A 12,187-nucleotide genomic window follows, 5' to 3' on the forward strand; every position below is an offset into this window, starting at 1 on the left:
ACGCGCGGTGCTTTTCGACCGGGACGGCACACTCATCGAAGACGTGCCCTACAACGGTGCCCCCGAGCGGGTACGGCCGACGCCCGGCGCGCGCCAAGCGCTGTCGGAGCTGCGCCGCCGCGGCATCGCCCTGGGAGTTGTGAGCAACCAGTCCGGCATCGCTCGTGGGCTGCTCACCCCGGCGGACGTCGACGCGGTGCGGCGACGAGTCGAGGAGTTGCTCGGCCCCTTCGACCTGTGGGTGGTCTGCCCGCACGGCCCGGACGACGGCTGTGGCTGCCGCAAACCCGCCCCGGGGCTCATCCACACCGCCCTGGCGTGGCTGGGCGTCGAGCTCGATCGGACCGCCGTGATCGGGGACATCGGGGCCGACGTCGACGCCGCTCGCGCCGCCGGGGTACGGGGCATCCTGGTGCCGAACGAGAAGACCGACCCGCGCGAGGTGAGTGCCGCGGCGCAGACGGCGCCGACGGTGCTGGCGGCGGTGCGCGCTCTGCTCGGGATGGGTCCGCCGTCTGGCCGGGAGGCCGGCCGATGAGGACCCTGGTGCTCCGTCTGGACAACCTCGGCGACGTACTCCTCGCCGGTCCCGCCGTGCGCGCGGTGGCCGCCGGATCCAGCGGCGTCACGATGCTGTGCGGACCGCAGGGAGCCACCGCCGCCCGGTTGCTGCCCGGCGTCGACGAGGTGCTGGTGTGGGAGGCTCCCTGGGTCGGATACAACCCACCCAAGTTGTGCCCCGACGAAGTTCACGAACTCCTGCGGGTCCTCACGGCCCGCCAGTTCGACCGGGCGCTGGTCCTGACGTCGTACCACCAGAGCCCGCTGCCCGCCGCGCTGCTGCTGCGCCTGGCCGGGGTGAGGCGGATCGCCGCTGACAGTGAGGACTACCCCGGCAGCCTGCTCGACCTGCGGCACAGGAGAGCTCCCGGACGACACGAGGCGCAGGCAGCGTTGGACCTCGCGGTCGCCGACGGCTTCGCGCTACCGCGCGGCGACGACGGGCGGCTCAAGATCCTCACCCCACCGAGCGCCCGGCCACTGACGGGCCCCGGCCCGTACGTCGTCGTCCACCCCGGCGCGTCCGTCCCGGCGCGTGCGCCCAGCCTGGGGCGGATGGCCTCGGTGGTGCGCGCCCTGACCGCGGCGGGCCACCGGGTGGTCGTCACCGGTGGACCGGGCGAAACGGCGCTCACCGAGGCGGTTGCCGACGGTTGCGCCCTCGACCTGGGCGGCCGTACCGGGCTCGCCGAGTTGGCCGGGGTCCTCGCGGATGCCGGAGCCGTCGTCGTCGGCAACACCGGACCGGCGCACCTCGCGGCGGCGGTGGGCTCGCCCGTCGTCTCGCTGTTCTCACCCGTTGTGCCCGTCGAACGCTGGCGGCCCTACGGGGTGCGGCACGTGATCCTCGGTCAGCAGAGCGCGGCGTGCGCCGGAACCCGTGCTCGTCGCTGCCCTGTGCCGGGCCATCCGTGCCTGGACTCCATCACTTCCCAGGAGGTCGTCAGGGCCGTGGACGAGCTTGTCGCTCCCCCGGCCCTGACGGCCAACCGACCAACGGCGCGTGAGGTGACCGCGTGAGAATCCTGCTATGGCATGTACACGGCTCGTGGACGACCGCATTCGTCCAGGGACCGCACACCTATCTGGTCCCGGTGACACCGGACCGGGGGCCCGACGGACTCGGGCGTGCGCGGACCTTCGCCTGGCCGGATTCGGTCAGGGAGCTGCCGACGGATCTCCTGGCGAACGCCGAACCGGACGTGGTGGTGCTCCAGCGGCCCCACGAGGAGGAGTTGGTGCGTCAGTGGCTCGGGCGGCGCCCAGGTAGGGACATCCCCACCATCTACCTGGAACACAACGCGCCCCACGGCCAGGTACCCGACACGCGCCACCCGATGGCCGACCGCGACGATGTGACGCTGGTCCACGTCAGTCACTTCAACCGGCTGTTCTGGGACAACGGCGGCACCCGTACGGAAGTCATCGAGCACGGCATCCCGGACCCTGGTCACCGTTACACCGGCCGACTGCCGCACGCGGCGGTGGTGGTCAACGAACCCATCAGACGTGGCCGCACCACCGGGACCGATCTGCTGCCGCTGTTCTCCGAGGCCGCGGTACTCGACGTGTTCGGGATGCGCACCAAAGGCCTCGCGGCGCACCTCGGTCTGCCGCGGGACCGTTGCCGTACCAGTGACCTTCCGCAGTCCGGGCTGCACACCGCGCTGGCCGAGCGCCGGGTGTACGTCCACCCGGTGCGCTGGACCTCGCTGGGACTGTCCCTGCTGGAGGCCATGCACCTCGGCATGCCGGTGGTCGCGCTCGCCACCACCGAGGTGGTGCGCGCGGTTCCGCCAGGGGCAGGGGTGGTCTCCACCGATCCCGAGGAACTGGTGGATGCCGTGCGGGCCTACGTCCGCGACCCCGATGCCGCGACCGCGGATGGGACGCGGGCGCGCCAGGCCGCACTGGAGCGGTACGGGCTCAAGCGGTTCCTGACCGATTGGGATCGTCTTCTGGAAGAGGTGAGCCGTCGATGCCGCAGTTGAAGGTCGCCCTGGTCTCAGAACACGCCAGCCCCCTGGCCACGTTGGGCGAGGTGGACGCGGGCGGGCAGAACGTGCACGTGGCGGCGCTCGCCGGAGCGCTCGCCGACCGGGGACACGAGGTCACCGTCTACACCCGGCGCGATGCCAGAACCCTGCCCACCGAGATTCCACTGCGCGACGGTGTCACCGTGCACCACGTACCAGCCGGGCCGCCGCGGCGAATACCCAAGGACGAACTACTGCCCCACATGGGGAAGTTCGGCGTCTACCTGGCCCGCCACTGGTCGCGGCACCCGCCGGACCTGGTGCACTCGCACTTTTGGATGTCCGGCCTGGCCGCCTTGCGCGGCGCCCACGACCTCGGCGTTCCCGTCGTCCACACCTACCACGCCCTCGGCTCTGTCAAGCGCCGCCACCAGGGCGCCGCCGACACCAGTTCGCGCAACCGGATCGTGCTCGAGATCGCGATCGGGCGCGCATGCCACCGCATCATCGCCACCTGCCGCGATGAAGTACGCGAACTACACGCCATGGGCATCCCCACCGAACACGTCCGAGTGGTGCCGTGCGGCGTGGACGTCGACCGCTTCGTCCCTCATGGCGAACGGGCCCAACGGCACGGGTGGCCACGGCTGCTCCAGGTCGGGCGCCTGGTTCCGCGCAAGGGGACGGACCTGGCCATCGCCGCCCTCGCCCGGATTCCCGCCGCGGAACTGCTCGTCGCCGGCGGCCCCCCGCTGGAACGGCTGGCGGGTGATCCGGAGGCCAGGCGGCTGGCCAAACTGGCCGCCGAAGCCGGGGTGGGCGACCGGCTCGTCATGTTGGGCGGCGTACCGCGCAAGGACATGCCCGCCCTGCTTCGCAGCGCCGATCTGGTGCTGTGCCCGTCGGTGTACGAACCGTTCGGCATCACGCCGCTTGAGGCGATGGCCTGCGGAGTGCCCGTGGTCGCCACCGCGGTCGGAGGCCATCTGGACACGGTCGCCCATGGCACCACCGGACGACTCGTCACCCCGGCCAACGCCGTCGAACTGTCCAACGGGATAAGGGAGTTGCTCGGCTCCCCACGTCTGCGGGCCGCCTACGGCGCTGCCGGGCGGCGCCGGGTGCTCAGGCGGTTCAGCTGGGACCGGGTGGCGGCGGCCACCGAACAGGTCTACGACGAGACCCTGGTCGACGCGTCGCGGGGAACCGCCGTCCGGACCCGGGCAACCGACGTGAGGACGGCACGATGAGACACTCCTTCGACCACTCCGCGGACATCCGGGACGCCGCAGCGCGCGGCGGCACCGACCCCGCCAGCGAGCACTGCCGCGTCCTGCAGAGCGCTTTGGTGGAACTGCGCCGCGAACACGCCCCGCTGCTCACCGGGTGGGGCCGGCTGCTGGCGGGCGTCCTGTCCGGCGGAGGCCGGCTGCTGGCGGCCGGAAACGGCGGCAGCGCAGCGCAGGCGCAGCACCTGACCGCGGAACTGGTCGGCCGGTACCGCACCGACCGCCCCGCGTACTCGGCGATCTCCCTGCACGCCGAAACGTCGAGTGTGACCGCCATCGGCAACGACTACGGCTTCGACGAGTTGTTCGCGCGACAGGTGACCGCGCACGGCCGTCCCGGGGATGTGCTGGTGCTGATGTCCACCTCGGGACGCAGCCCCAACCTGCTGCGCGCCGCCGACGCCGCACACGCGGGTGACCTCGTCGTATGGGCGATGACCGGACCACGCCCCAACCCGCTGGCCACCCGGGCGGATGCCGCACTGTGCGTCAGCGCCGAACACACCGCGACCGTGCAGGAAACCCATCTGGTCGCCCTGCATCTGCTCTGTGAGGCGTTCGACGCGGCACTGGCCGGCGCCACGACGAGCGAGGCCATCTCCGTACACCCGCTCCGCGGCCCGTACGACCGTGTGCCCCCGAACTGACCCTCCGTCCGTTCCATCGGCCCATGTCACCGCGCGGTGGTGCGGGCCACCGCGGCCCGGGAGACGTCGGCGAGACAGCCGCGTGCGGCGTAGGCCGCCCGCTGGACCCCCGCGCCGGTGCCTCGGCTGAGCAACTGGTCCAGGAGGCGTTCGCAAGTCATCGCGTCGTCCTGGGACAGTGTCCGCCGCACGTGACGCAACAGCGTCCTCACCACCTCGGCGGCGGGGGCCGGTGTGTGCGTCAACGGGTGCAGGAGCCGCCCGTCCAGCCCGAAGCGGCTGGCCCGCCAGGCAGCCAGCCGCAGGACCTGCGCGGACACGGGGTCCGGGGGTCGGCCGGCACGCCACTCTCGCGCCGCGGTCTCCACGAGCCCTCGCGCGAGCGCCGCCACCAGCACGGCGTCGTCCGCCTCCAGGCAGACATCGGCGACCCGGATCTCCACGGTGGGAAGGTGATGGGAAAGCCGCGCGTCGAAATAGACCATTCCCTCGTCCAACAAGGTTCCTGTACGCAACAACTCACACACCAGTGAGTGATAGGCCTTGCTGGATCCGAACAGCTCTGTCGGCCCGGCAGTGGGCCAGCGGTTCCACATCTGGTACCGGTAGCTGGCGTAGCCGCTGTCGCGGCCCTGCCAGTACGGCGAGTTCGCACTCAGCGCGATGAGCGGCGCCAACCAAGGCCGGATGCGGTCGATGACCGCGGCTCCCTCCTCCTGTGAGGCCACTTCAACATGAACGTGGCAACCGCAGCTGAGCTGCTCCCGCGTGGTCAGACCGAACGTCTCGGCCATCCGCTCGTAGCGCCGTGACCGGCTCAGAGTCGGGTCGACGGGGACCGGTGAGGTGGCCAGCGCCGCCACCTCCGCTCCCACTTCGCGAGCTCTGCGCGACAAGGCGGCGCGGCTCGCGCGGACTTGTTCGGCGAGTTCCTCCAGCTGAGCACAGGGCCGGGTGGCGATCTCCAACTGCTCCGCCTGAAGTTCCGTCTGGAACCCGTCCGCTTCCCCGTACAGCTCCATGACCTGTTCACCGACCGCCTTCGCCGCTCCCGAGTCCGGGTCGACCAGGAGAAGCTCCTCTTCCACACCAAGACGGCGTGTCTGACACCCGGCAGGCGCACGCCCACCACGGCGGATGGGCGAATACTCACCCATGCCCACTCCTGACCACTCGAAGTTGGGGCCAAGGTTCGGCTCACCAACAGCCATGCACAGCGATCGGCTGTGAGACGACCGGTCATCGCATCTCCATGATGCCCATCCGAAGGCCACCCGTCAGCAGTACGGCTCAGGTCGCGAATCCGGCGCACTACAAGCAGGCTGGGTACTCGGACGGCCGTGGACGGCACCGTGGGAAGACCAGCCTCTGCTGGCACTTCACCGGGCAAGGAGGCGAAATGCGGGCTCCCAGGCGACAGTGGTGCAGGGCAGTCGTATCCGGCCCGGCGAACGCCGTCGGATCGCATCCGGACTCCGTCACCCGTTCGGCCGACAGTCTCGTCGTGGCGCGGGTCGGCGTGCTCGCGCCGTTCACCGTGGGTGCGCACTCATGAGGAAGCGACCGCTCGTGGTGGTCGGCGACGCACTCCTGGACCGGGACATCGACGGGCAGGCGACCAGACTCGCCCCCGACGCGCCCGCACCGGTGGTGGAGGTCCACGGTGTGCGGACGCGCCCAGGTGGTGCGGGTCTGGCCGCGGCACTCGCCGCCCGCGACGGGCGCGAGGTCATCCTGGTCACCGCGCTGGGCCAGGGCGAAGCCGACGACACGGTGCGGTCCCTGCTCGCCGACCGGGTCCGGATCGTGGATTTCCCGCTGAACGGCACCATCCCCGTCAAGTCCCGGGTAAGGGCGGGTAACCGGCCACTGGCCCGGCTTGACGACGGCGGAGGCACGCCGGGCGAGCCCACGGAACCGGTACGCCGGGCGATCGCGGAGGCCGGGGCTGTCCTCGTCTCCGACTACGGCAGGGGCACCGCCTGCGCCCTGCGGTCCCAGCTCGCCGAAGCCGCACAGCGCGTACCCGTGGTGTGGGATCCGCATCCGCGTGGCGGCGCGCCGGTACCCGGAGTGCGCCTCGCGACCCCCAACGCGACGGAAGCGCGCGCGCTCACCGAGCATATGGTCGCCGCCGACGGCAATCCGCTGCGTCAGTACGCGGCCCGCGCCGACGCCCTGTGCGACCACTGGCACGCGGCCGCGGTGGTCATCACATTGGGTGAGCGCGGTGCGCTGCTCAGCCGTGGCAGCGCCTCGCCCATGCTGCTACCCGCCCGGCGCCAGGCGGCGGGCGATCCGTGCGGCGCGGGTGACTGCTTCGCCGCCACCGCGGCCAGCGCGCTGGCCGACGGAGGGCTGATCGAGGAGGCGGTGCAGTGCGCGGTGACCGCCGCCACGGACTTCGTCGCCCACGGCGGCGTGGGCAATCCCGCCCTGTGGAGTGCCCCGAGCACGACGCGGGCCGAGCCGGTGCCGCAGAGCGCGGATCCGTTCGCCCTGGCGAGGTCGGTGCGTGCCAGTGGCGGGACCGTGGTCGCGGCGGGCGGCTGCTTCGACCTGCTGCACGTGGGACACGTAGGGCTGCTGGAGTCGGCGCGCCGGGCGGGCGACTGCCTCATCGTGTGCATGAACGGCGATGCCTCCGTCACCCGGCTCAAGGGACCGGGACGACCGCTGGTGCCTGCGGCAGACCGTGCCCGCGTGCTCAGTGCGCTGGCCTGCGTGGACGCGGTGGCCGTCTTCGACGAGGACGTCCCCGTCGAACTGCTGCGCAAACTGCGGCCCGATGTCTGGGTGAAGGGCGGCGACTACACCGCGGAAGCGCTCCCCGAGGCCGATGTCCTACGCTCCTGGGGCGGCCAGGCCCTCGTCCTCCCGTACATCGACGGCCGTTCCACCACCGAACTTGCCCTGCGGGCCGCCGCCGCGGCGGTACGGACCGAGTAGCGGGTTGATCGTGATGGGCCTCAGTACGTCCGAACAGCCGCCCGTTCGCCAGGTCCTGGTGCTCCGGGCGCTCGGCCTCGGCGACCTGCTGGCGGCCGTGCCCGCCCTGCGGGCGCTGCGCCGCCGCCTGCCGGACCACCGCATCACCCTGGCGTGTTCGGCCGAACTGGCCGACGCCGTGGCCACCATCGGGAGCGTCCACCGGTTGCTGCCGACCACCGCACCGGGCCGCTCGGTTCCCGAACGTCTGATCTGGGCAGGCCGCCCCCCGGACATCGCGGTCGACCTGCACGGCAGCGGAGCCGCGAGCTGCCTGCCGCTGAGGGCCCTGCGCCCGTCGGCGCTGCTCGCCTACGCCGAGCCCTGCGGTCCGCCCTGGCTGCCCGAGGAACACGAAAGGTCCCGCTGGTGCCGCCTGCTGGACTGGTACGGACTGCCCGCCGACCCTGGTGATCTCGCGATCACGGCGCCCGACACGCGCACATCCGCGCCAGGTGCCATCGTGATCCACCCGGGAGCCGAGGCGGCGGCCCGCCGTTGGCCCGCCGAGCGGTTCGCGGCGGTGGCGCAGGCGCTGCACCGATGCGGTCACCGCGTCGTCGTCACGGCGGGCGCGGGAGAAGGCCACCTGGCGAACTCCGTGGCCGTGCAGGCAGGGCTGCCGCCGGGCAGCGTGGTCGGCGGGACGGCTGACATCCCGTTCAAACGGTTGGCCGCGCTGCTCGCCCACGCCAGAGCGGTGGTGGTGGGCGACACCGGGTTGGCCCATCTCGCCAGCGCACTGGGCACACCGTCCGTCGTCCTATTCGGCCCCGTGCACCCGCGGCTGTGGGGACCGCCCGCCGACGGGCCGCATCGGGTGCTGTGGCACGGCGACCCGGACGGCGACGGGCGCCCGGGAGACGCCCATGGCCAGCAGCCGGACGAACGGCTGCTACGCATCACCGTCGAGGAGGTACTGGACGCCGTCAACACGCTTCCACCCGGCCCGGCGCGCAGGCACAGGCTGACCGGGACGGACGGCTGATGAGCGCGGCACGACAACGCCCCGCCATCGGCCTGGTGGTGATCACGCGCAACCGGCGCTCACGGCTGCTGGCCACGCTCAGCCGACTGGGCGCGCTACCCGGTCGGCCGCCGATCGTGGTGGTGGACAACGCCTCCGTAGACGGCACGTCCGCCGCGGTACGTGCCGACTTCCGCGACGTGCGGGTGCTGCGGCTGGCTCGCAACGAGGGAGCCGTCGCCCGGAACCACGGCGTCGCATTGTTCGACAGCCGTTACGTCGCGTTCAGCGACGACGACTCGTGGTGGGACGCGGAGGCACTGCCACGGGCGGTCGCCGCCTTCGACGCCCATCCCCGACTCGGTCTGCTGGCCGCGGCCACCCGCGTCGGGACCAGTGAGCGGCCCGACCCCCTGAACGCATTGCTGGCCGGCTCCCCTCTCGGCACCGCCCCCGACCTGCCCGGCCCCTCCGTGCTCGGGTTCCTCGCCTGCGCCAGCGTGGTGCGCCGGGCGGCGTTCGTGGATGCCGGGGGGTTCCATCCGCTGCTGCACTTCGGCGGGGAGGAAGCGCTGCTCGCCATCGACTTGACCGCCCGTGGCTGGGGGGTCGCACACTGCCCGCGAGTCATCGCCCGGCACGAGCCCGATGTCGGTCCCCGCCCGGGCCGGGTGACGCGCGTGCGACGCAACGAGCTGCTGACGGCGTACCTGCGCAGGCCGTGGTCGTGCGCGGCAGCGCTCACCGCGCGCACGGCCCGCGACGCGCTCCGGGACTCGCAGGCACGCCAGGCTCTGGCGGAGACACTGCCCCGGCTGCCCAGCGCACTGCTGCACCGAAGGCCGGTGCCCGGCTGGCTGGAACGCGAGCTGCGGGCCGTTGCGACGGGATCGTCCAGTGCGGCCCAGCACCGCTGACCCGTCAGGACGCGGTGGCGAACGCCTCCCGCACCGGTGCCGGCGAGACCCGCTGGAGGCGGCCGTGGGCCAGGGCACCCGCGCCGATCACCGCCGCGATGATCAGACCACCGGCGACCAGCGCGCCACGCGCGCCCGCGACCTGGATGAGCAGGCCGAGCGCGGGCGGGCCGGCGAGGCCCCAGCCGGTGCTGACGCTGTTCCACACGCCGAGGACGCGGCCCCGCATGTGCGGGGGCGGATCGGTCTGCAGGATCGTGGTGGCCGCGGTGTCCGAGATCGACTCGACGATCGCCATCGGTACCACCACGACCAGCAACATGAGCAGTAGCGGAGCGCATCCGGCGACCATCTGGAGCAGCCCACCGGCGGCGGCCAGGACCGCCACCAGGCGGACCGAGGGACGACGCAGCCGCCCGGCCAGCACCGCACCGGCTGTGCCGCCGATGGCCAGGACGGTGGAGACCACACCGTAGGCGGCCGGGCCGCCGTGCAGGGGGCCGGTGACCAGCGTCGCCAGGGTCAAGGCGTAGTTGCGGCCCAGCACGGCGCTCACCGCCGTGATCACCATGAGCGCCACGAGACGGCGGCGGCCCATGAAGAACGCCAGGCCCTCGCGCAATCCCATGCGGGGCTCGTCAGCGGCGCGCCCGCGCGGTGGCGTCGGCGCGGCCTTCCGTTCCCGCGCCACCGGGCGCAGAAAGGGAATGACCGCGGAGACGAACAGGAACGACAGCCCGTTGACGACGTAGGCACCGGCCTCCCCGACCACCGCGATGGTGATCCCGGCCAGCGCCGTACCGGCCAGCCGGCCGACGCTGTGCACCACGGAGCCCAGCGCGATGGCGGAAGGCACGTCGCTCTCCGGTACCAGGTCGTTGCCCAGCAGCGAGGTGGCCGGTCCGTCCACCGTCGCCACCAGACCGGTGACGGCGGCCATCACCATGAGCGCCGGGACGCTGAGCATGTGGAACGACACCAGGGCGGCGGTGGTGAACGCCATGGTCCCCAGCACCGCCTGGCTGACGGCTGCCGTCAGCTTGCGCGGCCAGGCGTCCACCGCGGCGCCACCGAGCAGTCCCACCAGCAGCCCCGGCGCGGCCTGGACGGAGAGCGAGAGCCCGGTCATCGCGGCGGAGCCGGTCAACTGCAGCACCAGGAGGTTCTGCACGGTGAGCTGCATCCAGGTGCCGAGGTTGGAGAACAGGTTCGCCGTGGACCACCACCGCATGCTGCGGCTGCGCAGGCAGCGCCAGGGCGAACGCTCCGGGCGCGCGGGCGTCGGTGTGGGGCGATGTTCTTCGAGGGTGTCGGCGGTCAGCTGGGCAGGGGTGAGTTCAACGGCAACAGGCACGAGGCGGTATCCCGGTCAGCGCGAGAGGCGCGGTGGCACGGCGGTGAAGCGGACAGAGCCCCGCCTTGGGGCGGCGGGTGCTTCGTGGTCCGCGGCTCTCGACGGTGAGAGCGGCACGTCGAAAAGTCTCACAGACGCCCGCCGTGCACCGGAAGACAACACCTCGTGCCCATGACCCGAGCACCACCCCAACGCCCCTGTGCCAAAGGGAGGTTGGCCGACCGAGTGGCATTGCTCACACGCGGCGAGCGGCCGGTCGGCACCCGGCCGACCAACCACTCACCTGACCCGCTGATGTGTCCGTCGTCACACGACCGGGCAGGCCCGCGGACCCGGCCGTGCGGTGCTCAGTCGACCGTTCCCGGATTGAGCAGTCCCGGGCGGCGCATGAAGCGGTGCCGTGCGATCGCGGAGGCGAAGGCGTCGGCGATGTCATCGGCGCTGTCGGCGCTGATCACGCCCTGTTCCGTCCCGTCACCGTTCAGCACCTCGGCCGGCAGCCTGGCGGCGGTCAGCAGTTGCTTGCCTTCGCCCAGGACGGCGATCGGCTTGCCGTGGCGGTAGGTCTCCTCCACGAAACGCACCGCGGCCGGATCGTCCAACAGGGTCTGTGCGGCCTGCTTGCCGCCGGGTACCAGCAGGGCGTCGTACAGTACGGACCCCATCGTCGGCAGGGCCCGGTCCACGTCCAACACCGCGGTGTCGGTGCCGCGCACGCTGCCCTCGCTGGCCGCGAGCACCTCGACCACGGCGCCGCCTTCGGTCAGGCCGCCGCGCAGCGCCTCGACCTGCTCGACGTCGGTACCGTCCGCCGCCAGCACGGCGACCTTGCGGGTGCTGGTGCCGTTGCCGGCGAGGTTCTCCTGGCTCAGCGCGGGCGACGAGAAGGTGTGGACGGTGGAGGCGGGCCGCGGCGCGGGCAGTCCCAGGCCCGCCGCCACGGCGGCGCACAGATCGCCGTGGACGTTGGACAGGTTGGCCACCATGCGCTCACGCACCTCGGCCGAACCCACCTTGCCGAGTTCGAAGCGGAACGCTTCGACGATGTGTGCCTTCTCCCAGTCCGACATACTGTTCCAGAACAAGGTGGCCTGGCTGTAGTGGTCCTTGAAGCTGTCACTGCGGACCCGGACCTTCTCGCCGGCCACTCGTTCCTGGTAGTGGCGGAAGACACCGCTGGTGTCGCCCGCGCCCGCGTGTGCCGGACAGCCGCCGCTCAGCGAGTTGGGGAAGTAGCTGTTTCCCGGCTGTATGACCTGTTGGCCGTAGCCGTCCCGGTGGTTGGTGTTGACGTCCGCGATGGGCCGGTTGACCGGCAGTTGAGCGAAGTTGGGTCCGCCCAGCCGGATCAACTGGGTATCGAGATAGGAGAAGTTGCGGCCCTGGAGCAGCGGGTCGTTGGTGAAGTCGATGCCGGGAACGACGTTGGCGGTGTGGAAGGCGACCTGTTCGGTCTCGGCGAAGAAGTTCTGCGGGTTGCGGTCGAGG

General features: G+C 72.0%; 11 protein-coding genes. 8 read left to right on the forward strand and 3 right to left on the reverse strand.

Annotation, left to right across the window (positions count from 1 at the left end; all coding sequences use genetic code 11):
• Positions 1 to 7 precede the first annotated feature (7 nt).
• From O5O46_RS20255 to O5O46_RS20275, 5 genes are read left to right on the forward strand one after another with little or no spacing between them, the layout of a single operon-like run.
• Complete coding sequence (locus O5O46_RS20255) at positions 8 to 538, forward strand: D-glycero-alpha-D-manno-heptose-1,7-bisphosphate 7-phosphatase (RefSeq protein ID WP_333482406.1); 531 nt, start codon at positions 8 to 10, stop codon at positions 536 to 538.
• Positions 535 to 1,581, forward strand: coding sequence for a glycosyltransferase family 9 protein (locus tag O5O46_RS20260; protein ID WP_269856915.1), 1,047 nt, complete (start codon positions 535 to 537; stop codon positions 1,579 to 1,581). Before O5O46_RS20255 ends, O5O46_RS20260 begins: the two co-directional genes overlap by 4 nt.
• A complete protein-coding gene (locus O5O46_RS20265; protein ID WP_269856916.1) occupies positions 1,578 to 2,552 on the forward strand; it encodes a glycosyltransferase in 975 nt (324 codons plus the stop codon). Before O5O46_RS20260 ends, O5O46_RS20265 begins: the two co-directional genes overlap by 4 nt.
• Entirely contained in the window at positions 2,540 to 3,787 is a 1,248-nt protein-coding gene (locus O5O46_RS20270; RefSeq protein ID WP_269856917.1) for a glycosyltransferase, read from the forward strand. Before O5O46_RS20265 ends, O5O46_RS20270 begins: the two co-directional genes overlap by 13 nt.
• Positions 3,784 to 4,473: a D-sedoheptulose-7-phosphate isomerase gene (locus tag O5O46_RS20275; protein ID WP_269856918.1), complete on the forward strand. Its 690-nt coding sequence runs from the start codon at positions 3,784 to 3,786 to the stop codon at positions 4,471 to 4,473. The genes O5O46_RS20270 and O5O46_RS20275 overlap by 4 nt, the downstream gene beginning before the upstream one ends.
• Positions 4,474 to 4,499: 26 nt before the next feature.
• On the opposite strand, the gene O5O46_RS20280 is transcribed toward O5O46_RS20275, so the two are convergent.
• Positions 4,500 to 5,561: a glutamate--cysteine ligase gene (locus O5O46_RS20280; protein ID WP_443072575.1), complete on the reverse strand. Its 1,062-nt coding sequence runs from the start codon at positions 5,559 to 5,561 to the stop codon at positions 4,500 to 4,502.
• Between the two features lie 463 nt (positions 5,562 to 6,024).
• Between O5O46_RS20280 and O5O46_RS20285 the strand changes: the two genes are divergently transcribed.
• Genes O5O46_RS20285 through O5O46_RS20295 form a run of 3 tightly spaced genes read left to right on the forward strand, consistent with a single transcriptional unit; the run spans position 6,025 to position 9,345 of the window.
• A complete protein-coding gene (locus O5O46_RS20285; RefSeq protein ID WP_269856920.1) occupies positions 6,025 to 7,422 on the forward strand; it encodes a PfkB family carbohydrate kinase in 1,398 nt (465 codons plus the stop codon).
• A gap of 13 nt (positions 7,423 to 7,435) precedes the next feature.
• A complete protein-coding gene (locus O5O46_RS20290) occupies positions 7,436 to 8,449 on the forward strand; it encodes a glycosyltransferase family 9 protein (RefSeq protein ID WP_269856921.1) in 1,014 nt (337 codons plus the stop codon).
• On the forward strand, positions 8,449 to 9,345 hold the full coding sequence (locus tag O5O46_RS20295; protein ID WP_269856922.1) for a glycosyltransferase family 2 protein: 897 nt from the start codon (positions 8,449 to 8,451) through the stop codon (positions 9,343 to 9,345). Before O5O46_RS20290 ends, O5O46_RS20295 begins: the two co-directional genes overlap by 1 nt.
• A 4-nt stretch (positions 9,346 to 9,349) precedes the next feature.
• On the opposite strand, the gene O5O46_RS20300 is transcribed toward O5O46_RS20295, so the two are convergent.
• Both O5O46_RS20300 and O5O46_RS20305 read right to left on the reverse strand, forming a co-directional pair.
• Positions 9,350 to 10,666 carry an MFS transporter gene (locus tag O5O46_RS20300; RefSeq protein WP_269856940.1) on the reverse strand — a complete coding sequence of 439 codons (1,317 nt, stop codon included), beginning with the start codon at positions 10,664 to 10,666 and terminating at the stop codon, positions 9,350 to 9,352.
• A gap of 380 nt (positions 10,667 to 11,046) precedes the next feature.
• The coding region (locus O5O46_RS20305; RefSeq protein ID WP_269856923.1) for a catalase at positions 11,047 to 12,187 on the reverse strand (1,141 nt) is incomplete at its 5' end.

Origin of the sequence: Streptomyces sp. RPT161 (genome assembly GCF_027533845.1) — a bacterium.
Lineage (GTDB): Bacteria > Actinomycetota > Actinomycetes > Streptomycetales > Streptomycetaceae > Streptantibioticus_A > Streptantibioticus_A silvisoli_A.

Coding starts and splice junctions, on each gene's coding strand:
- O5O46_RS20260 (WP_269856915.1), top strand. CDS start 535: ATGAGGACCCTGGTGCTCCGTCTGGACAACCTCGGCGACGTACTCCTC.
- O5O46_RS20270 (WP_269856917.1), top strand. CDS start 2,540: ATGCCGCAGTTGAAGGTCGCCCTGGTCTCAGAACACGCCAGCCCCCTG.
- O5O46_RS20275 (WP_269856918.1), top strand. CDS start 3,784: ATGAGACACTCCTTCGACCACTCCGCGGACATCCGGGACGCCGCAGCG.
- O5O46_RS20285 (WP_269856920.1), top strand. CDS start 6,025: ATGAGGAAGCGACCGCTCGTGGTGGTCGGCGACGCACTCCTGGACCGG.
- O5O46_RS20290 (WP_269856921.1), top strand. CDS start 7,436: ATGGGCCTCAGTACGTCCGAACAGCCGCCCGTTCGCCAGGTCCTGGTG.
- O5O46_RS20295 (WP_269856922.1), top strand. CDS start 8,449: ATGAGCGCGGCACGACAACGCCCCGCCATCGGCCTGGTGGTGATCACG.